We start from the raw sequence: 26955 nt of genomic DNA, 5'->3' as shown, positions 1-26955 counted from the left end.
CCCCGCCATGCTTCGCTCCCTGTACTCGGGCATCTCCGGGCTCCGCTCCCACCAGACCATGCTCGACGTGACCGGCAACAACATCGCCAACGTCAACACCACGGGCTTCAAGTCCAACGCCGTCGTCTTCCAGGACACCCTGTCCCAGATGACCCAGGGCGGTGCCGCGCCCGCCGCCAACGCCGGCGGCCGCAACCCCGCGCAGGTGGGCCTGGGCGTGCAGGTTGCCGGCGTCACCACGAACTTCACCCAGGGCTCATCCCAGGCCACCGGCCGGGGAACCGACCTGATGATTTCCGGCGAAGGCTTCTTCGTCACCCGGCAGGGCAACCAGAACCTGTACACCCGCGCCGGCGCGTTCGACGTCGACGCGGCCGGCCGCCTCGTCACCACCGACGGCAGCATCCTGCAGGGCTGGAGCGCGGATAACGGGGTGGTGAACCAGGGCGCAGCCATCGGCGACATCATGCTGCCCGACGGCGCGGTCTCCCCGGCCCAGCCCACCACCACCGCGTCGCTGGGCGGCAACATGCCGTCCGAGACGGCAACCGGGGGCCAGCTGACCCGCGATATCAAGGCCTTTGACGCGCAGGGCCGGGAGACCAACGTGGCGGTCACCTTCACCCGCACCACCACCGGTTGGACGGCCACCGGCGCCGGTGGAACCCCCGTGAACCTGACCCTGAACGCCGACGGCACCCTTGAGGGCACCAAGACGCTGACCGCCGCCGCGGACGGCGTCAGCGTCACCGTGGACCTGTCCGCCGTCACCGGCTACGCCGGCGTGAACAACATGGCCGTCACCGCCTCCAACGGCGCACCGGCCGGCACCATCGAGTCCTTCGCCCTGTCCCCGGACGGCACCGTCATGGGCAGCTTCAGCAACGGCGACAAGATCGCCCTCGGCCGCATCGTGCTCGCCAGCTTCACCAACCCCGCCGGCCTGGAGAAGGCCGGCAACTCCTCCTACGCCGCCTCGGCCAACTCCGGCGAGGCCGTAATCGGCGCGCCGGGAGAAGCCGGCGTCGGCGGCCTGGTGTCCGGTGCCCTGGAGATGTCCAACGTGGACCTGTCGCAGGAGTTCACCAACCTGATCGTCGCCCAGCGCGGCTTCCAGGCCAACGCGCGCATCATCACCACCTCTGACGAGGTGCTGCAGGAGCTGACCAACCTCAAGCGCTGATCCGCCAGGCACATCAGCGGGGTCCGGCCGGTGCCGGGCCCCGCTGCCGCTTAACGGCCTAACGAAAACCGCCCCGGAGCCGAAAGTAGGAACGGAGGCCCGCCGGGGGCCTTCCTCCACACGGGACGGACCCATGATTGTTCTTACGCGGTTGAACGACGCACAGTTCGCGATCAACCCTGACCTCATCGAGCGGATCCAGGCGAACCCGGACACCACGCTGGTCATGGTGGACGGAGCGAAATACATCGTCACCGAATCCATGGACGAAGTCATCGCCAGGATTGCCGAGTGGCGCTCACGGATCATCCTGATGGCGCAGGAGGTGCCGCCCGTCCTCCACCGGCCCGGACCCGAGCTCGGCCTGGTGCCGCCGGTCGGCTCCACTCCCGATCCGCCCGGAAACGCCGCCGGCCGTCCCGTGCCCCTTCGCCCGAGGAACAAGTAATGGATCCAGCAACAATCGTCGGCCTGGTCCTGGCCTTCGGGGCCCTGTACGCCATGATCTTCCTTGAGGGTGCGCACGTCAGCTCCATCCTGCTGCCGGCGCCGATGATCCTGGTGCTGGTCGGCACCATCGCCGTCGGCGTCGCGGGCGTGACCCTCAAAGACGCGCTGCACGCCTTCAAGTCCCTGCCGCGCGCCTTCCTGGGCCGCACCCCCAAGCCCCAGGAGACCATCGACAACGTCGTCTCCCTCGCCGAAAAGGCCCGCAGCGAAGGCCTGCTGTCCCTGGAGCAGGACGCCGGGGAAACCCAGGACCCGTTCCTGCGCACCGCGCTGCAGAACATCGCCGACGGCACCGACGCCGAAGAGCTGCGCACCCTCCTTGAGGACGAAATCGCCAGCAAGGCCAATTCCGACAAGGTGGCCAGCAGGTTCTTCAACACGCTGGGCGGCTATGCCCCCACGGTGGGCATCATCGGCACCGTGGTGTCCCTGACCCACGTGTTGGAGAACCTCTCCCAGCCGGACGAGCTCGGCCACATGATCGCCGCCGCGTTCGTCGCCACCCTGTGGGGCCTGCTCTCGGCCAACTTCATCTGGCTGCCGCTCGGCAACCGGCTCAAGCGCCTCAGCGACCTGGAACTTGAGCAGATGAACCTGCTCATGGAGGGCATCCTCTCGGTGCAGGCGGGTAGCCAGCCGCGCCTGCTCAACGAAAGGCTGCGCGCCATGGTCCCGGCCCATGCGCTGTCCGCCGACAGCGAGCAGCAGGCGGCATGAGCCAGCGGCGCCGGCGCCGCCCGGAGGAAGAGGAAGAGCACCCGGACGAACGGTGGATGGCGTCCTACATGGACATGGTCACCGTGCTGATGTGCATGTTCATCGTGCTGTACGCGATGTCCACGGTCGACCAGGAGAAGTTCGAGCAGTTGAAGTCCTCCCTGGCCACCGGCTTCGGGCAGGTGGAGACCGCGACGGTGGACACCGCCGTCGGCGTCGTGGTGCCCCCGGAGATGGTCGACGATACCGAGACCCTCGAACCCGACGCCGTGGAGGCCGCGGCGAAGGAGATTGAAGAGCTCACCGAGCTCAAGGAACGCATGGAGCTGGGCCTCGAGGAACGCGGCATGGCCAGCCACGTCCGTTTCGAAATCGACGAGCGGGGCCTGACCATCCGCCTGGTCAGTTCCGAGATGTTCTTCGAACCGGACCGGGCCGCGCTGACCGCTGACGCGGTGTCCGTCCTGGACACCATCGGCCCGATCCTCTCGCCCACCGACTACCGGGTCTCCGTCGAAGGGCACACCGCCCAGGTCCGCCAGCTCACGGACGAGGCCCTGGACTGGGAACTTTCCTCCTCGCGGGCCGTGAACGTGCTGCGCTACCTGTCCGAGCCCGGCGGCGTGGACTACACCCGGCTGCAGGCCGTGGGCCTTGGCGAATCCCGGCCGCTGACCGGCGGGACCACCGCAGAGGAACTGGCCATGAACCGCCGGGTGGACATCATCGTGCTCTCCGGCGAAAGCGAGCAGGTCCGCCAGCTGATTCCCGGGCTGCTGGAGGAACAGCAGGCCGGAACCGGCTGACCTGCGCTGCTGCTAACGCGGCGGGCCCGGCTGCCGATAGTGGCGCCCGTGACGGTCCACCAGCACGACTCTCCCGCAGTGCGCCCGAAATCGGGTGCCGATGCGGCGGAGCTTTACGATTTCAGCAGGCCCACCACCCTTGCCCGCGATCATGCGCGGGTCCTGGAGATGGCCTTTGACACGTTTGCCCGGCAATGGGGCACCCAGCTCACCGCGAAGGTGAGGGTGCTGTCCCAGGTGACAAGCCAGCAGGTGCAGACGCTCAGCTACGACGAGTATGCCTCGAGCCTGCCGGACAACACCGGCATGGTGCTCTTCGACATCCCCAACGTGTCCGCCAAGGCGGTGATCCAGTTCCCGATGGCGGCAGCGCTGTCGTGGGTCGGCCACATGCTCGGCGGCACCGGGACCATGGAGATCCCGGAGCGCAAGTTCACGCATATCGAGCAGGCACTGCTCGGACGGATCATGGACGATGCCCTTGAGGATCTGCACTACTCGCTGGGCAGCCTCCTGGCCGCGCCCATGACGGCGGCCTCAATCCAGTACAACTCGCAGTTCGCCCAGGCCGCCGCTTCCGGCGACCCGATGCTGGTGGCGACCTTCGAGATGGTGGTGGGGGAGACGACGGCGCCCGCGTCGGTGGCGATTCCGGCCGAGGCCGTGCTCCCGCAGCTGGGGCCGGTGGTGCCGTCCTCGTCCGAGGCGACCCCGGCCGAGCTGATCCAGGGGCACCTTGCCACGACCCCGGTGGACGTCTCGCTGCAGATGGAACCGATCCGGGTCAAGCCCGGCATGGTCCTGAACCTGGCCGAGGGCGACGTCCTGCGGCTTCTGCACCCGGGACACCGTCCGCTCAATGTCACCGTCGACGGGCACATCGTGGCCCAGGCAGCCGTAGGAGCCAGCGGATCCCGCCTGGCCGGCGTCATCGTCAGCACCGAGGAGAACCATTAAAATGAGCACCACCCAGGCCATGCACAGCGAAGCCGCGTCCTCTCTCGTGCAGCTGCTGCCCACCCAGTTTCCGCTCGAGGCCGTTCCGGCCTCCGGCGCCGTCATCCCGGCCGAGGCGCTGCAGGAGGCCGTCACGGCGTCCTACGTCGGATCCGCGTCCGTCGACGTGGCCCTCGTCCTGCCCGCCTCGGAGCCGGTCTCCACCCTGGCCGGCACCGACTCCGCGCTGGTCTCCACCGCCGACGTCCTGCGCCCGGCCATCGAAGCCGCCGTCGGGACCCTGGGCCCCGGCGTCCTGGGCGACACCCGTGTGGAGGACGCCGCGGCCCTGTTCGCACACCCCTCCACCTCCGTCTATGAGCTGCGGGCGGCCGCCGGCGGCACCGCCGGCTGGTTCGCCATCCGCAGCCGCGAGGACGCTGCTCCGGCCGCCGCCCCGGCGGAGACCTCCGTCGTCGGCAAGCTGGGCCGGATCAGCAACGTCGAAATGGCCCTGACCGTGGAGATCGGCCGCACCCGGATGGCCGTCCGCGACGTGCTGAACCTCGAACCGGGCCGGGTCATCGAGCTGGACCGCTCCGCCGGGGCTCCGGCCGACATCCTGCTCAACGGCCGGCTGATCGCCAACGGAGAGATCGTGGTTCTGGACCAGGACTACGCCGTGCGCATCACCAAGATCCTCGACGTCGCCGAAGGGCTCGCGTAGCCATGGAGACCGGCTTACTGGGACTTCGGGTCCTGGTCTCGCTGGGGGTTGTCCTTGCGCTGCTGTGGTGGCTGTCCCGCCGGGTTGCCGCCCGCACCGGCGGCACCGGGGACGCCGCGCCCGTCCGCGTCCTCAGCCGCCAGGCCATCAGCCCGAAGGCGTCCGTGGTGGTGGTCGAGGCCGAAGGCCAGCGGTTCATGCTCGGCGTGACCGAGGCCTCGGTCAGCGTCCTCAACGCGACTCCGATGGAAGACGCCGCAGACTCGGACGGCCCGGAGGCCGGCGACGGCGGGTTCGCCGCGTCGCTGGCGGCTGCGGGCGGTACGGCCGAGGCCCTGCCCAGCCGTCGTGACCTGCGCCGGAGCGAACCGGGGGAAGGCACCTCCATGCTGGCCGGGTCCATCCTCTCCCCGCAGACCTGGCGGCAGTCGGCCGCGGCGCTGCGCGGACGGCAGCGGTGACCGGGGCGCACAGCCGCGCCCGGGCGCTGCGCGCCGCCGCTGCCGCCGCAGTCCTGCTGCTGGTGCTGCTCGCGGCGCAGCTCGCCGGGGCGGCCGCCGGGCACGCGGTGACCCTCGATCCGGCCCCGCCGGCTCCCCCGCAGGATCCTGCGGATCCCGACGCCGGGCAGGGCGGGCTCTCGATCGACATCTTCGGCGCCGACGGCGGGCCGTCGACCACCGTCACCGCGCTGATCGGCATCACCCTGCTGTCGGTGGCTCCCGCGCTGCTGCTGATGCTCACCAGCTTCACGAAGATCTTCGTGGTGCTGGCGATCACCCGCAACGCGCTCTCGCTGCCCAGCATCCCGCCCAATCAGGTCCTTGCGGGCCTGGCCCTGTTCCTGTCGCTGTTCATCATGGCTCCGGTGGTGGGGGAGATCAACACGATCGCCGTCCAGCCGTACCTGAACGGCGAGACCACGTTCGACGGCGCCCTCAACGCGGGCGCGGGCCCGCTGCAGCAGTTCATGCTCGCCCACACCCGCGACGAGGACATCGCGCTGATGACCCGCGCCGCGGACCGGCCGAACCCGGAGTCCCCGCAGGACGTTCCGCTGACCACGCTGATCCCGGCGTTCATGATCTCGGAACTGCGCTCGGCGTTCATCATCGGCTTCGTCATCTTCATCCCGTTCCTGGTCATCGACCTGGTCGTCTCGGCCGCGCTGATGTCCATGGGCATGATGATGCTGCCGCCGGTCATGATCTCCCTGCCGTTCAAGATCCTGCTCTTCGTGCTGGTGGACGGCTGGTCGCTGATCATCACCTCCCTCATCAACAGCTATCAGGTCACCGGGGGCGGCTGATGGATACCAACGCCGTTCTCGACATCGGCCTGCAGGGCCTGTGGGTGGCAGCCAAGCTCTCCGCCCCGGTGCTGCTCACCGCCCTGGCCATCGGCTTCGCCGTGTCCCTGGTGCAGTCCATCACCCAGATCCAGGAGGTCACGCTCTCCTTCGTGCCCAAGGCGGTCGGCGTGGCGATCGCCCTGCTGGTGTGCGGGCACTGGATGATCTCCGAAATGGTGGCCTTCACCCAGGAGCTGTTCGCCAGGATTCCCTCCCTGCTCGGCGGGGGCTGATGTGTCCATCACCCTTGACCAGGCCTGGATCGAAGCGGTGATGCTGGCCTCCGTGCGGATGGTGGCCTTCCTGGTCATCGCCCCGCCCTTCTCCTACAACGCCTTCCCGATCCGGGTGAAGGCGATGCTCGGCATCGGCCTGGCCCTCGCCGTCGCCCCGGCCGCCGCCGACGGCTACGAGCTGCAGGGCACCGCCGACTACTTCACGGCGCTGGTGCTGGAGATCCTGGTCGGCGGGCTGCTCGGCTTCCTGGTCATGGTGGTCTTCGCAGCCATCCAATCCGCCGGGTACCTGATCGACCTCTTCGGCGGCTTCTCCCTAGCCCAGGCCTTCGACCCGCAGTCCATGGTCAACGGCGCGCAGTTCACCCGCCTGTTCCAGCTCACCGCCCTGGCCCTGCTGTTCGCGTCGGACGGCTACCAGCTGGTCATCGCCGGCCTCGTCCGCAGCTTCACCGCCCTGCCGCTGGGCGGCGGCGTGGACCTGGCCGAACCGGCCCAGGCGCTGATCGCCGCAGCCACCCAGATGTTCCTGGCCGCCGTGCAGATCGCCGGCCCGCTGCTGGTGGTGCTGTTCCTGGCCGACGCCGGCCTGGGCCTGCTGACCAGGGTCGCGCCGCAGCTGAACGCCTTCGCGCTGGGCTTCCCGCTGAAGATCCTGCTCACCCTGACCCTGGCCTCCGTGGTGTTCCTGGCCCTGCCCCGCATTGTGTCCGCCCTCGCGCAGGACGCCTTTGAAGCCGTGACGGGGGTGGGCGGCTGATGGCAGAGCAGGACTCCGGCGAACGGAGCGAGCAGGCGACCCCGAAACGGATGAAGGAGGTCCGGTCCAAGGGCCAGCTGTCCAGGTCCCAGGACCTGACCGCCTGGATCGGCGTCGGCGCGGCCGCGCTGATGCTCCCCGGGACCCTGGAACGCGGGTCGCAGGCCGGCACCGACAGCCTGTTCCGGGCTGCGGAGATCGCCGCGTCCCCGGACCCCGAGGCAGCGCTGCGGATCTTCCAGGACAGCCTCTCGGCCATGATCGGCGTCCTCGGGCCGCTGCTGGCCGTGGTCGCCGTCGCGGTCCTGGCCGCGGCGGCGCTGCAGGGCGGCATCCATTTCAAGAAGTTCAAGGGCGAGTACCAGCAATTCGACCTCGTCAAGGGCGTCAAACGCACCTTCGGCGGCCAGGCCCTGTGGCAGGGGGCGAAGGCGCTGCTGAAGACCGCAGCCCTGGGCCTGGTGCTGTACATGGTCGTGCAGGGGCTGATGCCGGTGCTGATGACGGCCGGCGGTTTGCCGGTCTCGGCGCTGCTCGACGCCGCCGGCGGCGGGGTCGCGTCGCTGCTGCAGGCGGCCGTCGCGGCCGGGCTGATCCTCGCCGCGGCCGACATCCTCGTGGTGATGCGCCGCAACCGCAAGAAGACCCGGATGACCAAGAAGGAAGTCCGGGACGAAAACAAGAACAGCGAAGGCGATCCGCTGATCCGCTCCCAGCGGCGGGCCCGGCAGCTGGCCGGCAGCCGCAACCGGATGATCGCCGCGGTCGGCGACGCCGACGTCGTCGTGGTGAACCCCACGCACGTCGCTGTGGCGCTGAAGTACGAACCCGGCCGCTCCGCCCCCCGGGTCACGGCGAAGGGGGCCGGCATCATCGCCGCCCGCATCCGCGAGGAGGCGGAGAAGCACCGGGTCCCCATGGTCCGGGACGTGCCGCTGGCCCGGACCCTGCACTCGGCCTGCGAGGTGGGACAGGAGATCCCGCCCGACCTGTACAACGCCGTCGCCCGCCTGCTGGCCTTCGTCATGGCGCTGAAACGGCGCGGCGCGGCAGCCGGCGTCCACACCATGGAACCCGCACCGGGCCTGATGCCCGCTCCCTCCGAACCCCGACATAAGGCAGCATCGTGAAAAACCGCAACCTGCTCAAGCTCGCCGTCCCGGTGGGCGTCATCGGCATCATCCTGCTCCTGGTGGTCCCGATCCCGGCGGCCCTGCTGGACGTGCTGATCATCATCAACATCCTGCTGGCGCTGGTGATCCTGCTGACGACGATGTTCGTCCGCAAGCCGCTGGACTTCTCGGTGTTTCCCTCGCTGCTGCTGGTCGCCACCCTGTTCCGGCTCGGCCTGAACGTGGCGTCCACCCGGCTGGTCCTCGGCGACGGCTACGCCGGGCAGGTCATTGAGGCGTTCGGGCACGTGGCGGTGGGTGGGTCCCTGATCATCGGCGCGGTCATCTTCCTGATCCTGATCGTCATCCAGTTCGTCGTCGTGACCAAGGGCGCCGAACGCGTGGCCGAGGTCGGCGCCCGGTTCACCCTGGACGCCATGCCCGGCAAGCAGATGGCCATCGACGCCGACCTCAACGCGGGGCTGATCAGCGACTCCGAGGCCCGGGAGCGCCGGGCGCAGGTGTCGGCGGAGGCGGACTTCTACGGTGCGATGGACGGCGCCTCCAAGTTCGTCAAGGGCGACGCGATCGCCGGGCTGATCATCATCATCATCAACGTTGTCGGCGGGATCGCCATCGGCATGCTGCAGCGCGGCATGTCCGTCGGTGAGGCCGTGAACACCTACAGCCTCCTGACCATCGGCGACGGGCTCGTCACCCAGATCCCCGCCCTGCTGATGGCCGTGTCGACCGGCATGATCGTCACCCGCTCCAACGCCGAGGCCGACATGGGCTCGACGGCGGGGGACCAGCTCAGCCAGTCCCGCAATGCCCTGATGATCGCCGGAGCGGCCGCGCTGGTCATGGCCCTCATCCCCGGCATGCCGAAGCTTCCCTTCATCGTGGTGGGCGGGCTGCTGATCTTTGCCTCGCAGCGGGTCAAGGCCCGCGACCAAGCTGTCGAGGAGGAACAGCGGGCGGCGGAGGCCGGGACGGCGGCCCCTTCGGGGGACACGACGGAGGACCTGATCGAGCAGATGCGGGTACACGCGCTGGAGATCCTCCTGGCTCCGGACCTCGTGGACGTGGTGACCGGGGGACCGGATGACCTGCTGGCCAGGGTGAAGGCACTGCGTCGGAAGATTGCACTGGAACTGGGCGTGGTGGTGCCGCCCGTGCGGACCCGCGATTCGGTGGAGCTGCCGCCGTCGACGTACGTGATCCGCATTGCCGGCGTCGAGGCCGGGCGCGGCGAGGCCCCGCAGGGCAAGGTCCTGGCCCTGGGCGACTTCCTCGAGTCCCTGCCGGGCACCGCCACGGTGGAGCCGGTCTTCGGGCTGGCCGGCAAGTGGGTCCCCGGAGAGATGCGCCATGCGGCGGAAATGGCCGGCGCCACGGTGATCGACCGTGTCTCCGTCCTGGTCACACACCTGTCCGCAGTGATCACGGCCAACGCCGCCCGGCTGCTCTCCCGCGAGGATGTGCGGGTGCTGACGGAAGGGGTCAAGCAGGTCAACCCGTCCGCGGTGGAGGAGCTGGTGCCGGGCGTACTGTCGCTGGCCGAGGTGCAGCGGGTGCTGCAGGGCCTGCTGGCCGAGCGGGTCGCCATCAACGACCTGCCGCGCATCTACGAGTCCCTGCTGCTGCGCGCCAAGGTGTCCACGGATCCCGAAGGGCTGATCGAGGCCGCCCGCCAGGCGCTCGGCCCGGCCCTGGCCGCCCCGCATCTGGACGGCACGGTGCTGCGCGTCATCATGCTGGATCCCGCCCTCGAGCAGTCGATGCTGGAGGCGCTGCGCCCCTCCGAGCAGGGTAACCAGATCCTGATGGACCCGAACCGGATGGAGGCGGTGGTGCGGAATCTGTTGGCTACAGTGGCCACAGCGGAAAACACCGGTTCCAGTGCCGTCCTGGTCTGCGCGCCGGCGCTGCGGGCGGCGGTGCGCCGCCTGGTCGGCGCCCAGGCCCAGGGGCTTCCGGTCCTGTCCTATCAGGAGGCGACCGCAGGAAACGTGAACATCGAGACAGTGGGAGTGGTTCGTGGAACCGAGACGATTTCAGCTTGAGGGACCGTCCCTTGATGCGCTGAAAAAGAGGGTCTTCGACGAACACGGCCCCCGTGCCCGGATCATCGCCGCGGAGAAGGTCAGCGTCGGAGGCATCGGCGGTTTCCTGGCACGCCACCACTATGAGGTGACGGTGGAGCTTCCGCCCCGCGGGCGGCGCGCCGCGGACGTCCCCCCGGACGGATACCCGGCGTCCGTGGCCCCGCGGCAGGCCGGAGCGGGGATCAGCGAGCTGCTGGCCCGGGCCGAGGCCGCCGAAGGCGCCCCCCGCCGGAACGCTTCCATCGAGGAACGTGCCGCGGTCAGCGTCTCGACGGACAGCCACGCCTTCGCTGACCTGATGGACCGGCTCACCCACAGCACCGGCGCGGACCCGGTGCCCATGGTACCCCCGCCCGTCGCCGCGGTCCCGCTTCCGGCGGCGGAGCGCGCCGCCCTGCCGCTGCCGCCGGTCCCGCTGGCGGGCGCCGGCGACCTGGTGCTCGTCGTCGGGCTGGGCGCGGATCCGCTGGCGGTCTGTGAGTCGATGGCCGCCGCTGGGGGAGCAGGTGCGGCGGCCATCCGCAGTGCCGGAGCCCTGGAGGACACCTCCTATGGGCGGGCCGCTGACCGCAGGAGCGCCGCAACGGCGCGCGCGGCCGGCGTGCTGGCAGACCATGCGATCTACCTGGCCTACGGGTTGGGCCGCGGTGAGGAGCTGTCCCGGCATGCGACGCTGATCGGCGCGCTCGCCCCGGACCAGGTCTGGGCGGCGGTGGACGCCGGCCGGAAGGCGGAGGACACCGCGGCCTGGGTGGCCGCCGTCCGCCGCACCGCCGACGTGACGGCCGTGGCCGTGGAGGGGCTGGCGGCGACCGCCACTCCGCACACGGTGAACGGCCTGGGACTGCCCATCGGCTGGGTGGACGGCGGGCCGTCCTCCTCGGTCATGCTGTGAGGCGGTAGAGTGATCCAATGCTGGTGCTGACACGCAAATCCGGAGAGCAGGTCATGATCGGTGACGACATCGTCGTCACGATCCTCGAGACCCGCGGAGACGGCATCCGGATCGGCATCGATGCTCCCCGCGGCGTGAAGATCCAGCGCAGCGAGGTGGTCCGTGCGGTGGAGGAAGCGAACGTCGCCGCCGCCGAGGCCGGCCCCGACGCCGAGGAGCGCATGAAGGCGTTCCTGGCTGCGGCCCGCCCCGCGGCCCGCAGGCCCGACGCCGAGTAGGCCAGGACGCCGGCCGACACCCCGCCCCCCGACGTCGAAGCCCCCAAGACGACGGAAAGCCCCGCTGCGTCCACAGGACGCGGCGGGGCTTTCCGCTTGGTGCCGGCCTTAGCCCGCGGCGCCCGTACGCTGCTTACGGCCTGAAGGGAACAGCCGAAGCAGCGTGAAGCGCTCCCGAGCCGGGGCCACCGGCCGTCCGCCCGCAACCCGGTGGACCGGCTGCTTCGGCTGGACGGAGCCGAAGTATTCTGCCAGGAGCCGCCGTTCGTGGTTGCTGCAGCGAAGGCCGGGGTAACGGTAGCTGCGGATGATCCACCGTGACCCGAGCTCTCCGGGACGGGTGTCGTCCGCCCAGTTGGGAACCAGCCGCCTGCCGCATTCGCTGCACGGGGCAGGAGTGTAGGAATCGCGCTGCACCTCGGTGTAGCGCTTGATCATCAGGCCGTTGCCGGCTGCTTCTGCACTCACTGTCTCAGTCCCCCTGCTGTTGCTGCGTACTCGTGCCTGTGGCGGCTGAGACGACGATATCGACGGCGGGTCAAGGAAAGTGCAGGGCGGGCGCACGGCTGGCCCAGCTTTTGCTCAAGGAAGGCTCAAGAGGGCTTGAGGAAGGGCTGCACCGGGGCAACGCAAAAGGCCCCGAACCCAAGGGTTCGGGGCCTGCCCGGGGCCTCCTGCCGGAATCGAACCGGCGACCTTCTCATTACGAGTGAGACGCTCTACCAACTGAGCTAAGGAGGCCTGCATCATCCGGCACGGGCCGGAATCCACAAGGGACAACTCTATACGGAGCCGGCCGGGGCGGTCAAAAGGACTGCTCGGCGGTTACCGGCAGACCGTGCCGTCCTCAGGCACCGTGCCGTCGATGAAGTAGTCGTCCACGGCGTCGGCGATGCAGTCGCTGCCGCGTCCGTAGGCGGTGTGCCCCTCGCCTTCCCACGTCAGCAGCACGCCGGAGTCCAGCTGCTCCGCCAACGCCACCGACCACTCATACGGCGTGGCGGGGTCGCCGGTGGTCCCGACAACGAGGATCGGCGCGGCGCCCTCGGCGTTGATTTGATGCGGGGTCCCGACGGGTTCATGGGGCCAGGCCGCGCAGGTCAACCCGCCGTAGCCGAGGTAGCTGCCCAGGGTGGGCGAGGCCTCCACGAGCTCGCGGGCGTCCTCGCGCATCTGCTCAGGATCCGTCTCCATCGGGTAGTCCAGGCAGTTGATGGCGTTGAAGGCGACCGTGCTGTTGGTTTCGTAGCTGCCGTCCTCGTTGCGGTCGGCGCTGAGGTCGGAGAGGTAGAGCATCAGGTCGGGGTTGCCGTCCAAAGCATCGGACAGGGCCTGGGTCAGCACCGGCCAGTTGGCGTCGTTGTAGAGCGGAAGGATGAACCCGCTGACGAACATGGACGCCGTGACCGTTCGGCCGTCGCCGGCGACCAGCGGGCTGGCCTCAATTTTTGCGAACAGGTCCGCGATCGCCTGGACGCCGTCGTCGACGTCGCCGGGAAGCGGGCAGGCGCTGCCCGTCTGGCAGTCCGCGACGTAGGTGCGGATGGCCTGTTCGAAACCCGCGGCCTGCCCGAGGGTGATCTCCTCGTTGGAGGCGGCGGGATCCAGGCCGGCGTCCAGCACCAGCCGGCCGACGCGCTCCGGGAACAGCTCGGCGTAGGTGGCGCCGAGGAACGTTCCGTAGGAGAAGCCCAGGTAGTTCAGCTCCGGGTCGCCGGCCAGCGCGCGGAGGATGTCCATGTCGCGGGCAGCGGAGCCGGTGTCCACGTGCCCGAGCAGGGCGCCGGTGTTCTCGGCGCACTTATCGGCAAGCTCGGCGGCGCTGGCCTGCGCGGCGGCCAGGCCCTCCTCCGTCTCCGGATCGAAGGACTCGGCGCGCGCCTCGTCCATTTCCTCGTCGGTGAGGCATTCGATCGGGGTGGAACGTCCGACGCCGCGGGGATCGAAGCCGAGGATGTTGTACTCGCCCCGCAGCCGGTCGGTGGTGACCTGCTCGAGGGTTTCCTCCACGGTGGTGTAGCCGCTTCCGCCGGGCCCGCCGGGATTGATGAGGATGGTGCCGCGGGGCGTGCCGTCCGCTTCGGCCATGATGACGCTCAGGTCGATGCGTTCGCCTTCCGGCTCGTCATAGCTCAGCGGAACTTCCACCGTGGCGCAGCGGAACTCTCCGCAGTCGGCCCAGTCGACGTCCTGGCTGTAGTAGTCCCGCAGTTCGTCCGGCACGTCCCCCACGGCGGCGGGATCGCCGGGCCGAGGTGCGTTCCCCGGGCTGCCGGCGGGGGCGACGGCACAGCCCGCGGAGGCCAGCAGCGCCACGGCGAGGGCAGCGCCGGCGGCCCTGCGTCGTAAACGGGGGTGGAAGGTCATGCGCGGTTCCTCCGGCGGTCGGGACAGGTCGGGATGCGGTGTCAGAGCAGGCTCAGCGCCATGGCCTCGATGGCCAGCAGCGGTTGGACGTTGGTGGTAACCAGGCGGCGCCGCACGGCGTTGATCTCCTCCATGCGGGCGAGCGTCTGCTCCGGTGAGCCCTTGCCGGCGAACTCCTCCAGCTCGGCGCGCAGCCCGGCGTTGACCAGGTCGGTGCCGCCGGCGTCCAGCTGGAGCAGCAGCACGTCGCGGTAGAAGGAAAGCAGGTCGGTGAGGGCACGGTCAAAGTAGTCGTTCTTCGAACGCTTGGCCCGCCGCGCCTGGTCCTCCTCGAGGCGCTTGACCTGGCTGCGCAGCGCGGCCGGGACCGTGCCGCCGGGCTCGACGCCGAGGGAGGACAGGAGCGCGTCGCGTTCGGCGGCGTCGCGTTCCTCGAAGGAGGCCTGCGCCTCCGCCTCGGCCAGCGCCACCAGGTCCGCGGCGGCCTTCATCGCCCCGGGAACGCTGCGCAGCGACAGCGGCAGCCGGACAATCCGGTCGCGGCGCTCCCGGGCCCCGCTGTCGGTGGCCAGCCGCTTGGCGATGCCGATGTGGGACTGGGCGGCGCGTGCCGCCTGCCGCGCGAGCTCCGGATCGATTCCGTCCCGGCGCACCAGCAGATCGGCGACGTCGTCCGCCGGGGGCAGGCGCAGGCCCACGGCCCGGCAGCGGGACCGGATGGTCACCAGCACATCGCCCGGGCTGGGTGCACACAGCAGCCAGACGGTCCGGGGCGGCGGTTCCTCGATGGCCTTGAGCAGCACGTTGGTGCTGCGCTCCTGCATGCGGTCGGCGTCCTCCACGATGATGACCCGCCAACGTCCCGTGGACGGGCGGTCCTGGGCCCGGCGGACCAGGTCGCGGGCCTCGTCAATGCTGATGGTGACCTTCTCCGTGGTCACGGAGGTCACGTCGGCGTGTGAGCCGGCCAGCGCCGTGCGGCAGGCGCGGCAGCTGCCGCAGCCCCGCGCGGCAAGGTCCTCCTGCTCACACAGCAGGGCGGCGGCAAAGGCGCGCGCGGCGTTGGAGCGCCCCGATCCGGGCGGGCCGGTGAACAGCCACGCATGGTTGGGCCGCTCCTGCGCCGCTGCCCTGCGCAGCTGCTCGACCACCGGTGCCTGGCCCTGCAGGTCGTCCCAGACGCTCATGCCGGCAGCTCCGCGACCCGTGCTGCGATCCGCCGGGCCAGGTCCTGCTGCGGCAGGGCGGCATCCAGCACCAGGTACCGGGCGGGATCGCGCCCGGCCAACTCCAGGAAGGCCTGCCGGATGCTGCGGTGGAACTCGTCGGGCTCGGACTCCAGGCGGTCCTCGGCCGCCTGGCCGGAGGTGCGCCGTGTCCGGCCGGTGCGGGGATCGACGTCGAGCAGGATGGTCAGATCCGGCAGCAGCCCGTCGGTGCCCCACTCGTTGAGCCGGCGGACGACGTCGGTGCCGAGGCCGCGCCCGGCGCCCTGGTAGGCGACGGAGCTGTCAATGAACCGGTCGCAGATGACCACCTCTCCACGCGCCAGGGCGGGGGCGATCACCTGCTGGACGTGGGCGGCGCGCGACGCGGCGAACAGCAGCGCCTCGGTGCGCGCGTCGATGTCGCCCTGACCGTGCTCCAGCACGAGGGAACGGAGTTTCTCGCCGATCGGGGTGCCGCCCGGCTCGCGGGTGCGCAGGACGACGCGGTCCTGCGCCTGCAGCGCGGCGGCAAGCAGACCGGCCTGGGTGGACTTCCCGGCGCCGTCGCCGCCTTCGAAGGCAATGAAGAGTCCGCGGGCGGAAGGTCTGGGAGTGCTCACCCGCCTAGCCTACCCAGTTCCCCTGACAGCAGGCTGGGCCTCAGCCTGCCGGGAGGCGGCGGAAGGCCCGGGGACGCGGGCGGGAGTCGGGCGGGAAACGGCGGGGTCCCGAACGGCGGCGCGTCCGGGTCACCTCCCGGGAACGCCGCGGACCGGAGAGGCGGCCGACGTCGGCTCCGCCAGTCGGCGAAGCAGCCCGGACAACGGCACCGAACGGCGGGCCTCCCGCCGGCGCCAGCCTTCGGCGACGTCCACCTGGGCGGTGCCCAAGGCCTCGCTGAGCTGGGGAGCGATGACGCCCACATGCAGCCCCTGGCGGGAGCCGTAGCTGCGCAGGGCGATGGTGCCGCCGTCCGGGTCCACGTACCGGACATCCATCCCGGTGATGCGGATCGTACCGCCGTCGAACACCGTCTCGGTTTCGTGGCTCCAGTGCCGCACCAGGGGCTGCGGCCGGTCCAGTCCGGCCAGGAAGGGCAGGCCGTCGAGGTCCAGCCGTGCGGTCTCCCGGGGGCCGAGCCCGGCCTCGACCCCGCCCAGGTCCTCCCGCCGCCCGGCGGTGCCCAGCCGGACGCGGATCCGGACGGAGACCGGTGTCCGGTTGGCCAGTTCCAGCCCGGTGTCGGTCAGGACGGCGAGGATGGTGTCGGCCGCCGACACGGCGTACCCGGCGGGGCGTGCGCGGTCCGGCTCCGGCAGATCGAGGGGCGCCGCGGCGGCGACCACCAGGCGGTCCGCCTCCACGGCCTCAAGCAGAGGCGCGGATTCGGCCGGGGAGACCAAGACCGCGCTCAGCGGTTGCAGGCCGGATGCACCGGCGAAGGCCGGACCGGCCGTCTCGGCCCAGGACACCGCCTGGGGCGCGAGGGCGGCGGGCTGGAGGGACGCCGCCGGGCCCGGGGCGGGCAGATGGACGAGCAGCCCGGTGTGCCCGCTCCGCGATGGCGCGCCGGTTACGTCCGCCAGCCAGGCCGGCGGATCGATGGGCGTTCCGGTCACGAGCACCGAGCCGGACGCGGCGGCCAGGTCCGCGGCGTCGGCCAGCCGTTCCCCGGTGGCTGCGGCGTGTACGGGAACCCCCAGCCCGGCAAGCAGGCGCCCGGGCGCACCCGTGCGGGACGGTCCCGTTACATCCACCCTGGAGGCATACCGGGCCACCCGCTGCAGCCCGGCGCGCGTCAGCGATCCGTCATCAAAGACGACCGTGGGAACTCGGGACTGGGGCGGGTGAACGGCCATCACGGTGCTCCTTTCAGGGCCGGTCAATCCGGGTGGGCCGGTCCGGCCGGGCCGGGCCGGGTGCAGCCCGGCCTAGGTGTTGTCCAGCCGCAGCCTGATCTTCAGCAGCGCCGCATAGACGCTTTCCCGCTGGCGGAGGTAAGCGGCAATGGCTTCGGGGTCGGCGTCGTCCGCCAGCGGCACCGCGCCGAGGACGAACACGACATACCGGCGTCCGACGGCGTTCCCGGTCCAGTCGTCGCTGACCGGGTGGCGAACCCAGACATCACCGCCGACGCAGAACTCGACCTGCCTGGCCCGCAGCGACACGTACATCACGTCCGTTCCCAGCGGCAGGATGTCACCTTCGGCATCCAGGCGCTTGAGTCCCAGGTCCTGCGCCGCGGTAGCCAGGTTCCGACCGGCCTCGGGGGAGAAAGGGTGCAGCAGCGCGTAGGAGGTGCGTTCCTCAAACGGGTTCAGGGCCGACCACATGGTCATCCCGAAATCGATCCCGGGGACCAGGGCGGAGGCAGAGGCGGATTCCATGCGCCCGAGGCTAGTTCCCCGCCCGGGCGAGCAGAACCCGTGCCGGCCAATTGGGCCGTTCCGGAGCGGTGAACGCCCCGGTGGATATACACCGGCAGGCCCCGCCCCTAGCGTTGAAGATGCAGGCCGCCACAGCGCCGGAGGCATCCGCGCAGCGGGACGGAACCCTTCCGCGGCAGGACACTCGACGGCGGCAGACACTCAGAAGGCGGCTCACCGCATCGAGTGAAGGGTCATCTCATGACAGACACCACCAAAGCGGAACCCCAGGCCGGGCAGAGCAGCACCTCCTCCGATTCGGTTCCCCAGCCCATCCGGGAGAGCGACGGCTACGGCTGGATCGACCTCGGCCCACGGGATATCTGGCGGGACCAGGAGAACCCGGACATGCTGGTCCCGCCGGCCAGGGATGCCGGCACCCTGCCGAACTGCAAGTTCAGCTTCTCCGACGCGCACATGCGCCTGCAGCCCGGCGGATGGACCCGTGAGGTCACCAGCCGCGAACTGCCCATCTCCACCGAGCTCGCCGGCGTCGACATGGCCCTCGAACCGGGCGCCTACCGCGAGCTGCACTGGCACAAGGAGACGGAGTGGGGCTTCATGCTCACGGGCAACGCCCGGGTCACCGCCATTGACGAGAAGGGGCGGTACTTCATCGACGACGTCGTGGCCGGAGACCTGTGGAACTTCGAGGCGGGGCTGCCGCACTCCATCCAGGGCCTGGACCAGGGCTGCGAGTTCCTGTTGGTCTTCAGCGACGGGGACTTCTCGGAGTGGAACACGTTCCTGCTCAGTGACTGGTTTGTCCGGGTTCCCGACGACGTCCTCGCGGCGAACCTGAAGAAGACCGAGGCGGAGATTTCCCCGTTCCCCAAGTCGGAGAAGTACATCTTCAAGGGCACAGTGCCGGGCCCGATCTCCGAATCGGCCCGCCCGACGCCGGAGGGCCCGGTTCCGGAGATGTTCAGCTTCCACATGGAGAACGCCGTACCGATCGAATCCGAAGCCGGCCGGGTACGGATCGTAGACGTCAACAACTTCCCTGCCTCGAAGACGATCGCCGCAGGCTTCGTGGAGATCGAGCCGGGCGGCATGCGGGAGCTGCACTGGCACCCCAAGCGGTCTGAATGGCAGTACTTCGTGCAGGGCAAGGCGCGGATGAGCATCTTCGACTCCTCCGGAACAGCGCGCACGTTCAACTACCAGGCCGGCGACGTGGGGTTCGTGCCTCAGGTGGCGGGGCACTATGTGCAGAACATCGGCGACGAGAAGGTGATCTACCTGGAGCTGTTCCGCGATCCGGAGTACTCCGAGGTCTCGCTGAACAAGTGGCTGGCCTCCACCCCGGCCCTCAACGTGGCCGAACACCTGAACGTGAGCCCTGAGTTCGTGGAGTCGCTGCCGCTGAACGAGGAGCCGTCGCCGGTCATCTGGTACGACCAGTCAAAGGCCAAGCGGGGCTGACCCGTGGCCCGGATCCTGGTTGTCTTTTCCAGCCTGTTCGGAGCCAACGCAGACCTCGCCGCCATTGTCCGTCCGGTGCTCACCGGCCTGGGCGCCCAGGTGCGGATCCGCGGCGTCAGGCAGCTGGTCCTCAGCGACGCGCTGGCGCCGGCCGCGCGGGCCACGCTGGTCACCGGGGAGGACCTGGAGTGGGCTGACGGATTCATCCTCACGTCGTCGGTGCACACCGGACTGCTCTCGGCGTCCATGAAGGCGTTCATCGACGAGCACCATGACGCGGCGGAGACCGGCGCCTTCGTGGACAAGACCTTCACCGCAATGGCGACCGGCGCCTATCAGCACGCCGGGCAGGAACGCGTGGTGGACGAGCTGAACGCCGTGGGCGCCATCTGGGGGTGCGTGCTGGTTCCGCCGTCCGGGGCGGACGCCGCAGTGAACAACCTCAACGGCAACCCCTGGGGCTTGACCTTCACGCTCCGGCACGGCCGGATCGAGGAACGCCAGGCCAGGCAGCCGCTGCGCTCGCATCTGACGAGGTTCATCCACCTGACCAACGCGCTGGTTCCCGCCCGCTCCTCCGAGCCCAGTCCGCCGTCGGGCGGCCGGCTGGTCCCGGGCGGCCGCGGGTCCGCCGGCCGGGAAACCGGAACCGGCCGGGAAACCGGAGCCGGCCGGGAAACCGAAACCGGCAAGGACAAGGAAGGACGTTCCATGCCCAGTCCCAGCAACCCCCTGCGGGTGGCCGACGTGTTCGACCGGCTTTCTCCGCGCCCCTCCGGCTCCGGCGACGGCTCCAGCGGTTCACCGGGCGGATCCGGCACCGCGGGAACCGGCGCCGGCGGCTATTCGCCCACGCACCCGCTGCGCGTGGCGGACGTGTTCGAGCAGCTTGGCTCCCGCGGTACCCCGCCGCGCCGCGGGCCGGGCGGATCAGGCTCCGGCAGCCCGGGACACCCCGGCGGGCGGCGGGGGCGAAGCGGAGGACACTCCCCGCAGAATCCGCTGCGCGCAACGGACGTGTTCTGACCCCATCGGAAAGAAGCCCCCATGAGCGCCGCCCCGCACCAGCCCTCGGATGTGCAGTACGTCCGCAAGCACCCGGAAGTCATCCGCTTCCCGCTGATGGAGGAACCGTTCATCGGATTCCTCCTGGCCTTCCTGGCCGGCCTGCTCAACGCCTGGACCTTCGGGCACGCCAACACCTTTGCCACGGTCCAGTCGGGGAACGTGGTCTCCAGCGGCTATTACCTGGTGGAAGGAGACTGGGAACGGTTCACGCCGGCGATCGTGTCGGTGGTCTGCTTCGGCGTCGGATCGGCGCTGTCCGGGATCCTGATGACCGCTTTCCTGCGCAGCGGCCGGTCCTTCACCCCGGCCATGCTGTTCGCGATCTTCGGCCTGCTCGTTGTCCTGACCCTGCTGGCGGCCCTGACGGACACGGATCCGCGCTGGATCGCCTTCGCCGTCAGCTTCGTGGCCGGCGGCGTGGGCAACGCGTTCCACAAGAACCACGGGATGCTCTACGGGGCTGTCGCCGTGACCTTCGTGGTGCAGATGGCCTTCAACTTCCTCATGCAGTCGGCCTTGTCCAAAAAGGGCATCAACGGGGAGCCGAACCTGTTCTGGTCCGGCGTGTTCTTCCTCGTCCTGCTTGGCTTCTGCGCCGGCGGGGGCCTCGGCTACCTGGCCGACCGATGGTTCGACGGCGCGTCCATGGCCTTCGCCGCACTGCTCGCCCTGGTGCTGGCCATCGTGGCGCTGACCCGCCCGCGGGACCCCGATCCGACCCCGGGCGGCAGCTTCGTCTAGCGGATTCCTCCAACGCGCCGCGCGGCGCGTAACACGCCGCGGTGCTTCGCCCGGCCCGGGCCGCCGGCGGGACGCTGCCCCTGCCGGCCGATACGCTGGGCCTATGAGCGCAGAGACCACATCCCCCCACGGCGTCTTATCCCCGGAAACGGTGGTGGTCGCCGCCGGCCGGCCGGCCGCCGGACAGGATGCGGCGGTGAATCCGCCGATCGTGCTGACCTCCACCTACCGCGGCACCGGGCCCGCGGACCCCGGGGACCGGATCTACGGCCGCTACTCCAATCCCACCTGGGATCCCTTCGAGGAAGCCCTGGCCCGGCTGGAATCCGCTCGGGAGCCGGCGCTCGTCTTTTCCTCCGGCCTGGCCGCGATCGCCGCCGCGCTGTCCCTGGTGCCCGCCGGCGGTGTTCTGGTCATGCCCCGCAACAGCTACGCCGGTTCGCTGGCGCTGGCCGCCGAACAGGCCGAAGCCGGCCGCTTCACGCTGCGCACGGTCGACATTGCCGACACACCCGCCGCCGTGGCCGCGCTCGAAGGCGCGGACCTGCTCTGGATCGAGAGCCCCACCAACCCCATGCTCGAGGTGGCGGAGATCCGTGTTCTCGCCGACGCCGCGCATGCCGCCGGAGCGCTGGTGGTCGCCGACAACACCTTCGCCACCCCGCTGGTCACCCGCCCGCTGGAGCTGGGCGCCGACGTCGTCGTCCACTCCGTGACCAAGTACCTGTCCGGGCATTCCGACGTCGTGCTGGGCGCCGCCGTCACCTCGGACGAGGCGCTGCGGGCCCGGCTGGCCGCCCACCGCACCCTGCACGGCGCGGTCGCCGGCCCCTTCGAGGTCTGGCTGGCGCTGCGCGGACTGCGGACCCTGGCACTGCGCATGCAGCGTTCCCAGGAGAACGCCGGCGAGCTGGCCCGCCGGCTGGCCACCCACCCCGCCGTGGCCGCGGTGCGGTATCCGGGCCTGCCGGAGGACCCCGGGCACGACCGGGCTGCGGCCCAGATGGATGGGTTCGGCGCCATCGTCTGCATCGAGGTGGCCGCCGGCGCGGCCGCCGCGGAGAAGATGACGGAGGCCGTGTCGCTGTGGGTGCCGGCCACGTCGCTGGGCGGTGTGGAGTCGCTCATCGAACGCCGCCGCCGCCAGCCGGGAGAGCCGAAAACGGTTCCGGAGAACCTCCTGCGCCTCTCGGTGGGCATCGAGCACATGGAGGACCTCTGGGCTGACCTCGACCAGGCGCTGGCACGGTAGGCTGATCCCTGTGGAACTCGTTCTCATCTTCCAGGGCCTGCTGTACCGAGCGCTGGCCTTCGTGGCCCTGGGCATTGAGCTCTGGGCGTTCATCGACTGCGTCCGCCGCCGCCCGTCCGACTTCGAGCGCGCCTTCAAGCGCACCAAGACCTTCTGGACCGCGCTGACGGCCGGCGCCGCGGCCGTGGGCGTGCTGGGCGCCCTGAGCGGCGGCGTCGGGCTGCTCCTGTTCCAGCTGGCCGCCGTGATTGCGGCCTGCGTCTACCTCGCGGACGTCCGCCCCGCCCTGAACGAGCCACGCCGGGGTTCCGGGCCGTACGGCCCCTGGTAACACCGGGCCCGACGGTCCGATCCCTGCGCCGGTGTAATCAGCGCGGGGCGACGGCGCTCCACGCCACCGTGATCTCGCCCAGCCGCCAGCGGGCGGGCCCCGTCAGCAGGGGCCAGCCCTGCGCGTGCAGGGCACGGCACATGCCCAGCCACCGCTGGCGGCTCCCATAGGCGGCGAGCGGCGCGCTGGCCAGCCAGGCCTGGTCCATTGCGTGCAGGAACGCGTGCACCCGCTCGCCGGGCACGTTGCGATGGATCAGCGCCTTCGGGAGCCGCTCGGCGACGTCGGACGGGCGCTCGAACGCGGAGAACCGCAGCGAAATGCTCAGCGACAGGGGCCCGTCCGGGCCGATCTCGGCCCAGGTGGCCCGCCGGCCGATCTCGTCGCAGGTGCCGTCCACGAAGATGCCGCCCGGCGCGAGCCGGGACCGCACCAGGTCCCAGTGCGCGGCGTACTCGCTTTCGTCGTATTGGCGCAGCACGTTGAAGGCCCGCACCATCACCGGCCGCCGGCCGCCCAGCGGCAGCTCGAAACCGCCCTGGCGGAAGCTCAGCCCCGCGCGCTCCAACGGCTTGGCGGTCCGCACCCGTTCCGGATCGATCTCGATCCCCACCACGTCCACGTCAGCCCGTACGGCGCCCAGCCGGGCATGCAGTTCGACGGCGGTGGCGGGGGAGGCCCCGTAGCCCAGGTCCACGATCAGTGGGTCGGCCGCGCGGCGCAGCCGCCACCCGTGCGGGCCGGCCAGCCAGCGGTCCACCCGTCGCAGCCGGTTGGGGTTGGTGGTCCCCCTGGTGAGGCTTCCGACGGGTTTGGGCGATTTTGGCACGGATCAATTTTAGTGGCGTTCCGGGAGTGCTCGGTTCACGGGCCAAGGTTACGGATCCGCCTCCCGGCGGCCATGTGGGCTCAGTTACGATGCTGATATGACCTACAAACTGATCCTTCTGCGCCACGGCCAGAGCGAGTGGAATGAAAAGAACCTGTTCACCGGCTGGGTGGACGTGGATCTGACGGACCTGGGCCGGGCCGAGGCCCTCCGCGGCGGCGAGCTGCTGGTGGAGGCGGATCTGCTGCCGGACGTCGTCCACACCTCGCGGCTCAAGCGCGCCATCAACACCGCCAACCTGGCGCTGGGCGCGGCGGACCGGATCTGGATCGACGTCAAGCGCAGCTGGCGGCTCAACGAGCGCCACTACGGCGCGCTTCAGGGCAAGGACAAGGCCCAGACCCTGGCGGAGTACGGCGAAGAGCAGTTCATGGAGTGGCGCCGCTCCTATGACACCCCGCCGCCGCCGCTGCCGGACGACAGCGACTTCTCCCAGGCCCACGATCCGCGCTACGCGGACCTGGGCGGCGACGTGCCGCGGACCGAGTGCCTCAAGGACGTGCTCGAGCGCTTCCTGCCGTACTGGGAGAACGAGATCACGCAGGACATCCGGGCCGGCAAGACGGTGCTGATCGCCGCGCACGGCAACTCCCTGCGGGCGCTGGTGAAGCACCTGGACGGCATCAGCGACACCGACATTGCGGCCCTGAACATTCCCACCGGAATCCCGCTGGTGTACGAGCTGGACGAGAACCTGGTGCCGGTCAAGCCCGGCGGCACCTACCTCGATCCCGAGGCCGCCGCCGCCTCCATCCAGGCGGTTGCCAACCAGGGCCGCAAGTAGCACCGGCCCTGCCGAACGGCGAAGGGGGAGGACACCGCACGGTGTCCTCCCCCTTCGCCGTTTCCGGGCTGTCCGCCCGGGCGTGCTGCTAGGCGCCGCTTTCCGCCGTGGCCTGCCACTCACCGGTCACCAGGTAGTTGACCTTGCGCGTCACGGAAACACCGTGGTCGGCAAACCGCTCGAAGTAGCGGCTGGCGAGGGTGATGTCCACGGTGCTCACGGCCGAGACGTTCCAGTCGGCGGAGGCGACGGCCTTGAAGACACCGGCGTGCAGTTCATTGATGCGGGTGTTCGCCGCGTAGATTTCCTTGCTCAGCTCCAGGTTGCGTGTGTCGAGCAGCTCGGAGAGCAGTTCGGCGATCCGGATGTCCAGCCGGGCCATCTCCCGGAAGGTCCCGGCGAGATTGTCGGGAACCACGTTCGCCGGGTAGCGCAACCGGGCGAGCTGGGCGATGTGCCGGGCGAGGTCGCCCATCCGCTCCAGCGAGGCGCTCATGCGCAGCGACCCAACGATCATGCGCAGGTCGCTGGCCACCGGCCCCTGCAGGGCGAGCACGTCGATGGCGCGCTCGTCGAGGTCGTTCTGCAGGAAATCGATCCTCGCATCGGCGGCGATCACCTCCTGGGCCAGTTCGGTATCAGCCTCCTCGAACGCCATCACAGCCTTCTGCATGGCTTCCGCAACCAGCTGCGAGATCTGGGTCAGCTCCTCGCCGATCTGGTGGAGTTCGGCCTGAAATACCTTCCGCACTTGCTGCGTCCTTTCGGTGGGGCTATCCGCTCGCGGCCGGGCCGCAGGCCGCGTTCCGGGCCTATGGGCAGGATCGCAGCTGCAGGTGAACCGCGGGGTCTCTCAAGATGAACGTTAGTTTAACGTTTGGTCCGATGCCACCGCGCACCGGGCCGGGACCGGGCGGTGCGGCCTAAGCTGGAAGCGTGAATCCTGTCTTGCTGGGCCTGATCGCGGGCATCCTCGGCCTGGCCGTCGGCGTTTTTGGCATGCTCGGCTACATCACCAGCGAGCGACGGCGCCGGGACCTGGCCGATGTGCCGGAACCGACGCTCCCCGAGGGCGCCGCGGAGGTCCTGTCCGTCGTCGGCCGCGGGTACATCGTGGTGGATGCCATCGACGGGGTGGTCCGCGCCAGCCCCGGCGCGTATGCCTTCGGGCTGGTGCGCGGGCACACGGTGACCAACCCCGACCTGCTGGAACTGACCGCGCTGGTCCGCCGCGACGGAGTGATCGAGGAACGCCGCCTGGAACTGGCCCGCGGCACGGTACCGGGCCACGGCGACACCATCCTGCAGGTGCGCGTGGCGATGCTGGGCGAGGAGTACGTGCTGATCCTGGTGGAGGACCGCACCGCAGCGGTTCGCACCGAGGAGGTCCGGAACGATTTCGTGGCCAACGTCTCGCATGAGCTGAAGACGCCGGTCGGTGCGGTTTCTCTGCTGGCCGAGGCGCTGGCCGACGCCGCCGGCGACGAGGAGGCGGTCCGCCGGTTCGCCGGAAAGCTGGGGCGTGAGTCCCGGCGGCTGAGCGCCCTCGTGCAGGACATCATCCAGCTGTCCCGGCTGCAGGGCGCCGACGTGGTGGACCGTGCGGAACCGGTGGACGTGAACCGGTTGGTGGCGGATGCGATCGAGGCCAACCGGCTCTCGGCCGAGCTCAAGGGCATTACCGTCGTGGCAGGGGGCGAGGTGTCCGGCAAGGTCTACGCTGATGCGCCGATGCTGACGACGGCTTTCCGCAACCTGATCGACAACGCCGTCCGGTACTCGCCGGAGGGCAGCCGGGTGGGCGTGGGCCTGCGCTCCCGGGACGGGCTTGCGCAGGTCACCGTTACCGACCAGGGGCCGGGAATCGCGCCGGAAGAACAGGAACGGGTGTTCGAGCGGTTCTACCGCATCGATGAGGCACGTTCCCGGCATACCGGCGGAACCGGCCTGGGCCTGAGCATTGTGAAGCATGTGGTGGCCAATCACGGCGGCGAGGTGAGCCTGTGGTCCCAGCCGGGGCAGGGGTCGACCTTCACCGTCCGGCTGCCTGAGATGGACGCCGAGGAAGAGGTCCCCGGCGGTGAGGGCGGCCCGCACACCGGCCGCCGGCAAGGAGCGGATGCTTGAGCAGGATCCTGATCGTGGAGGACGAGGAGTCCTTCAGCGACCCGCTGTCCTACCTCCTGGGGCGCGAAGGGTTTGACGTCACGGTGGTCGAGGACGGCCTCGAAGCCGTCGCCGAGTTCGACCGCAGCGGCGCGGACCTGGTGCTGCTGGACCTGATGCTGCCCGGGCTGTCCGGCACGGAGGTGTGCCGGCAGCTGAGGCTGCGCTCGGACGTCCCGGTGATCATGCTGACCGCCCGCGACGCCGAGGTGGACAAGGTGGTCGGCCTGGAGCTGGGGGCGGACGACTACGTCACCAAGCCGTATTCCTCACGGGAGCTGCTGGCCCGGATCCGTGCCGTCCTGCGCCGGCGCAGCGACGCCGCCGAGTTCCTGCCTGCCGCGGTGCAGGCCGGCCCGGTGCGGATGGATGTTGACCGCCACGTGGTGAGCATCGACGGCAGGCCCGTCCAGCTCCCGCTGAAGGAGTTCGAGCTGCTGGAGATGCTGCTGCGCAACGCCGGCCGGGTGCTGACCCGCGGCCAGCTGATCGAGCGGGTGTGGGGCGCGGACTACGTCGGCGACACGAAGACCCTCGACGTACATGTGAAGCGGCTGCGGGCCAAGATCGAGCCGGATCCCGGCTCCCCGCGGCACCTGGTGACCGTCCGCGGCCTGGGCTACAAGTTCGAGCCCTAGGCCGCAGCCCCGGCGTCGGGGCGGCCTGGAACGGCCCCGGA

General features: G+C 70.2%; 30 protein-coding genes and 1 tRNA gene. 22 read left to right on the top strand and 9 right to left on the bottom strand.

What is annotated here, in order from left to right; genetic code table 11:
* The first annotated feature begins 7 nt into the window (after positions 1–7).
* From AC5RUW_RS13120 to csrA, 14 genes are all read left to right on the top strand, one after another.
* Positions 8–1183 carry a flagellar hook protein FlgE gene (locus AC5RUW_RS13120; protein WP_494161111.1) on the top strand — a complete coding sequence of 392 codons (1176 nt, stop codon included), beginning with the start codon at positions 8–10 and terminating at the stop codon, positions 1181–1183.
* Between the two features lie 133 nt (positions 1184–1316).
* Positions 1317–1631, top strand: coding sequence for a flagellar FlbD family protein (locus tag AC5RUW_RS13115; RefSeq protein ID WP_494161110.1), 315 nt, complete (start codon positions 1317–1319; stop codon positions 1629–1631).
* Positions 1631–2410: a motility protein A gene (locus AC5RUW_RS13110; RefSeq protein WP_494008322.1), complete on the top strand. Its 780-nt coding sequence runs from the start codon at positions 1631–1633 to the stop codon at positions 2408–2410. Before AC5RUW_RS13115 ends, AC5RUW_RS13110 begins: the two co-directional genes overlap by 1 nt.
* Complete coding sequence (locus AC5RUW_RS13105) at positions 2407–3216, top strand: OmpA/MotB family protein (protein WP_494161109.1); 810 nt, start codon at positions 2407–2409, stop codon at positions 3214–3216. The genes AC5RUW_RS13110 and AC5RUW_RS13105 overlap by 4 nt, the downstream gene beginning before the upstream one ends.
* A gap of 48 nt (positions 3217–3264) precedes the next feature.
* On the top strand, positions 3265–4173 hold the full coding sequence (locus AC5RUW_RS13100; RefSeq protein WP_494008324.1) for a flagellar motor switch protein FliM: 909 nt from the start codon (positions 3265–3267) through the stop codon (positions 4171–4173).
* A 1-nt stretch (position 4174) separates the two neighbouring features.
* On the top strand, positions 4175–4879 hold the full coding sequence (fliN, locus tag AC5RUW_RS13095) for a flagellar motor switch protein FliN (RefSeq protein ID WP_494161108.1): 705 nt from the start codon (positions 4175–4177) through the stop codon (positions 4877–4879).
* A gap of 2 nt (positions 4880–4881) precedes the next feature.
* Positions 4882–5340: a FliO/MopB family protein gene (locus AC5RUW_RS13090; protein WP_494161107.1), complete on the top strand. Its 459-nt coding sequence runs from the start codon at positions 4882–4884 to the stop codon at positions 5338–5340.
* Complete coding sequence (gene fliP / locus AC5RUW_RS13085; RefSeq protein WP_494161106.1) at positions 5337–6188, top strand: flagellar type III secretion system pore protein FliP; 852 nt, start codon at positions 5337–5339, stop codon at positions 6186–6188. Before AC5RUW_RS13090 ends, fliP begins: the two co-directional genes overlap by 4 nt.
* On the top strand, positions 6188–6463 hold the full coding sequence (gene fliQ, locus AC5RUW_RS13080; protein ID WP_494008328.1) for a flagellar biosynthesis protein FliQ: 276 nt from the start codon (positions 6188–6190) through the stop codon (positions 6461–6463). Before fliP ends, fliQ begins: the two co-directional genes overlap by 1 nt.
* 1 nt (position 6464) lies before the next feature.
* The gene (gene fliR, locus AC5RUW_RS13075) at positions 6465–7226 is read left to right on the top strand and encodes a flagellar biosynthetic protein FliR (RefSeq protein ID WP_494161105.1); all 762 of its coding nucleotides are present in this window, start codon (positions 6465–6467) and stop codon (positions 7224–7226) included.
* A complete protein-coding gene (locus AC5RUW_RS13070) occupies positions 7226–8356 on the top strand; it encodes an EscU/YscU/HrcU family type III secretion system export apparatus switch protein (protein ID WP_494161104.1) in 1131 nt (376 codons plus the stop codon). The genes fliR and AC5RUW_RS13070 overlap by 1 nt, the downstream gene beginning before the upstream one ends.
* Entirely contained in the window at positions 8353–10404 is a 2052-nt protein-coding gene (locus tag AC5RUW_RS13065) for a flagellar biosynthesis protein FlhA (RefSeq protein ID WP_494161103.1), read from the top strand. Before AC5RUW_RS13070 ends, AC5RUW_RS13065 begins: the two co-directional genes overlap by 4 nt.
* Positions 10379–11341 (top strand): hypothetical protein, encoded by a 963-nt coding sequence (locus AC5RUW_RS13060; protein ID WP_494161102.1) that lies wholly within the window; start codon positions 10379–10381, stop codon positions 11339–11341. Before AC5RUW_RS13065 ends, AC5RUW_RS13060 begins: the two co-directional genes overlap by 26 nt.
* A 17-nt stretch (positions 11342–11358) precedes the next feature.
* A complete protein-coding gene (csrA, locus tag AC5RUW_RS13055; RefSeq protein WP_494161101.1) occupies positions 11359–11619 on the top strand; it encodes a carbon storage regulator CsrA in 261 nt (86 codons plus the stop codon).
* Positions 11620–11727: 108 nt separating this feature from the next.
* Here the strand turns inward: csrA and AC5RUW_RS13050 are convergent, their stop codons facing one another.
* From AC5RUW_RS13050 to AC5RUW_RS13020, 7 genes are all read right to left on the bottom strand, one after another.
* Positions 11728–12087 (bottom strand): hypothetical protein, encoded by a 360-nt coding sequence (locus AC5RUW_RS13050; RefSeq protein ID WP_494161100.1) that lies wholly within the window; start codon positions 12085–12087, stop codon positions 11728–11730.
* 200 nt (positions 12088–12287) lie between these two features.
* Positions 12288–12360, bottom strand: a tRNA-Thr gene (locus AC5RUW_RS13045).
* A gap of 84 nt (positions 12361–12444) precedes the next feature.
* Positions 12445–13986, bottom strand: coding sequence for an alpha/beta hydrolase (locus AC5RUW_RS13040; RefSeq protein WP_494161099.1), 1542 nt, complete (start codon positions 13984–13986; stop codon positions 12445–12447).
* 41 nt (positions 13987–14027) lie between these two features.
* A complete protein-coding gene (locus AC5RUW_RS13035) occupies positions 14028–15173 on the bottom strand; it encodes a DNA polymerase III subunit delta' (RefSeq protein WP_494161098.1) in 1146 nt (381 codons plus the stop codon).
* Positions 15170–15814 carry a dTMP kinase gene (tmk, locus tag AC5RUW_RS13030; RefSeq protein ID WP_494161097.1) on the bottom strand — a complete coding sequence of 215 codons (645 nt, stop codon included), beginning with the start codon at positions 15812–15814 and terminating at the stop codon, positions 15170–15172. The genes AC5RUW_RS13035 and tmk overlap by 4 nt, the downstream gene beginning before the upstream one ends.
* A 129-nt stretch (positions 15815–15943) precedes the next feature.
* On the bottom strand, positions 15944–17053 hold the full coding sequence (locus tag AC5RUW_RS13025) for a hypothetical protein (RefSeq protein WP_494161096.1): 1110 nt from the start codon (positions 17051–17053) through the stop codon (positions 15944–15946).
* Between the two features lie 72 nt (positions 17054–17125).
* Entirely contained in the window at positions 17126–17581 is a 456-nt protein-coding gene (locus AC5RUW_RS13020) for a hypothetical protein (protein ID WP_494161095.1), read from the bottom strand.
* 240 nt (positions 17582–17821) lie between these two features.
* Between AC5RUW_RS13020 and AC5RUW_RS13015 the strand changes: the two genes are divergently transcribed.
* From AC5RUW_RS13015 to AC5RUW_RS12995, 5 genes are all read left to right on the top strand, one after another.
* Positions 17822–19045: a cupin domain-containing protein gene (locus AC5RUW_RS13015; protein ID WP_494161094.1), complete on the top strand. Its 1224-nt coding sequence runs from the start codon at positions 17822–17824 to the stop codon at positions 19043–19045.
* 3 nt (positions 19046–19048) lie between these two features.
* Positions 19049–20071 carry a flavodoxin family protein gene (locus tag AC5RUW_RS13010; RefSeq protein WP_494161093.1) on the top strand — a complete coding sequence of 341 codons (1023 nt, stop codon included), beginning with the start codon at positions 19049–19051 and terminating at the stop codon, positions 20069–20071.
* Between the two features lie 21 nt (positions 20072–20092).
* Complete coding sequence (locus tag AC5RUW_RS13005) at positions 20093–20854, top strand: YoaK family protein (RefSeq protein ID WP_494161092.1); 762 nt, start codon at positions 20093–20095, stop codon at positions 20852–20854.
* Positions 20855–20957: 103 nt separating this feature from the next.
* A complete protein-coding gene (locus AC5RUW_RS13000; RefSeq protein WP_494161091.1) occupies positions 20958–22106 on the top strand; it encodes a trans-sulfuration enzyme family protein in 1149 nt (382 codons plus the stop codon).
* 10 nt (positions 22107–22116) lie between these two features.
* A complete protein-coding gene (locus AC5RUW_RS12995; RefSeq protein ID WP_494161090.1) occupies positions 22117–22437 on the top strand; it encodes a DUF2516 family protein in 321 nt (106 codons plus the stop codon).
* Positions 22438–22474: 37 nt separating this feature from the next.
* On the opposite strand, the gene AC5RUW_RS12990 is transcribed toward AC5RUW_RS12995, so the two are convergent.
* Positions 22475–23266 (bottom strand): O-methyltransferase, encoded by a 792-nt coding sequence (locus AC5RUW_RS12990; RefSeq protein WP_494161089.1) that lies wholly within the window; start codon positions 23264–23266, stop codon positions 22475–22477.
* A 97-nt stretch (positions 23267–23363) separates the two neighbouring features.
* On the opposite strand from AC5RUW_RS12990, the gene AC5RUW_RS12985 reads away from it, so the two are divergent.
* A complete protein-coding gene (locus tag AC5RUW_RS12985; RefSeq protein WP_494161088.1) occupies positions 23364–24110 on the top strand; it encodes a phosphoglyceromutase in 747 nt (248 codons plus the stop codon).
* 88 nt (positions 24111–24198) lie between these two features.
* Here AC5RUW_RS12985 and phoU read toward each other — a convergent pair whose 3' ends face one another.
* Entirely contained in the window at positions 24199–24861 is a 663-nt protein-coding gene (gene phoU, locus AC5RUW_RS12980) for a phosphate signaling complex protein PhoU (protein ID WP_494161087.1), read from the bottom strand.
* A gap of 185 nt (positions 24862–25046) precedes the next feature.
* Between phoU and AC5RUW_RS12975 the strand changes: the two genes are divergently transcribed.
* Positions 25047–26237 (top strand): sensor histidine kinase, encoded by a 1191-nt coding sequence (locus AC5RUW_RS12975; protein WP_494161086.1) that lies wholly within the window; start codon positions 25047–25049, stop codon positions 26235–26237.
* Positions 26234–26914, top strand: coding sequence for a winged helix-turn-helix domain-containing protein (locus AC5RUW_RS12970; protein ID WP_494161085.1), 681 nt, complete (start codon positions 26234–26236; stop codon positions 26912–26914). The genes AC5RUW_RS12975 and AC5RUW_RS12970 overlap by 4 nt, the downstream gene beginning before the upstream one ends.
* Positions 26915–26955: the final 41 nt, after the last annotated feature.

The organism is Arthrobacter sp. Y3222053 (genome assembly GCF_059092805.1).
This window is presented reverse-complemented; position numbering and strand designations above follow the sequence as displayed.

Excerpts from the sequence above, each read along its gene's own strand:
- AC5RUW_RS13070 (WP_494161104.1), top strand. The coding sequence starts at position 7,226 with ATGGCAGAGCAGGACTCCGGCGAACGGAGCGAGCAGGCGACCCCGAAA.
- AC5RUW_RS13035 (WP_494161098.1), bottom strand. The coding sequence starts at position 15,173 with ATGAGCGTCTGGGACGACCTGCAGGGCCAGGCACCGGTGGTCGAGCAG.
- AC5RUW_RS13000 (WP_494161091.1), top strand. The coding sequence starts at position 20,958 with ATGAGCGCAGAGACCACATCCCCCCACGGCGTCTTATCCCCGGAAACG.
- AC5RUW_RS13040 (WP_494161099.1), bottom strand. The coding sequence starts at position 13,986 with ATGACCTTCCACCCCCGTTTACGACGCAGGGCCGCCGGCGCTGCCCTC.
- csrA (WP_494161101.1), top strand. The coding sequence starts at position 11,359 with ATGCTGGTGCTGACACGCAAATCCGGAGAGCAGGTCATGATCGGTGAC.
- fliN (WP_494161108.1), top strand. The coding sequence starts at position 4,175 with ATGAGCACCACCCAGGCCATGCACAGCGAAGCCGCGTCCTCTCTCGTG.
- AC5RUW_RS13120 (WP_494161111.1), top strand. The coding sequence starts at position 8 with ATGCTTCGCTCCCTGTACTCGGGCATCTCCGGGCTCCGCTCCCACCAG.
- AC5RUW_RS13090 (WP_494161107.1), top strand. The coding sequence starts at position 4,882 with ATGGAGACCGGCTTACTGGGACTTCGGGTCCTGGTCTCGCTGGGGGTT.
- AC5RUW_RS12985 (WP_494161088.1), top strand. The coding sequence starts at position 23,364 with ATGACCTACAAACTGATCCTTCTGCGCCACGGCCAGAGCGAGTGGAAT.
- AC5RUW_RS13005 (WP_494161092.1), top strand. The coding sequence starts at position 20,093 with ATGAGCGCCGCCCCGCACCAGCCCTCGGATGTGCAGTACGTCCGCAAG.
- fliQ (WP_494008328.1), top strand. The coding sequence starts at position 6,188 with ATGGATACCAACGCCGTTCTCGACATCGGCCTGCAGGGCCTGTGGGTG.
- AC5RUW_RS13020 (WP_494161095.1), bottom strand. The coding sequence starts at position 17,581 with ATGGAATCCGCCTCTGCCTCCGCCCTGGTCCCCGGGATCGATTTCGGG.
- AC5RUW_RS13015 (WP_494161094.1), top strand. The coding sequence starts at position 17,822 with ATGACAGACACCACCAAAGCGGAACCCCAGGCCGGGCAGAGCAGCACC.
- AC5RUW_RS13025 (WP_494161096.1), bottom strand. The coding sequence starts at position 17,053 with ATGGCCGTTCACCCGCCCCAGTCCCGAGTTCCCACGGTCGTCTTTGAT.
- AC5RUW_RS13115 (WP_494161110.1), top strand. The coding sequence starts at position 1,317 with ATGATTGTTCTTACGCGGTTGAACGACGCACAGTTCGCGATCAACCCT.
- AC5RUW_RS13110 (WP_494008322.1), top strand. The coding sequence starts at position 1,631 with ATGGATCCAGCAACAATCGTCGGCCTGGTCCTGGCCTTCGGGGCCCTG.
- AC5RUW_RS13105 (WP_494161109.1), top strand. The coding sequence starts at position 2,407 with ATGAGCCAGCGGCGCCGGCGCCGCCCGGAGGAAGAGGAAGAGCACCCG.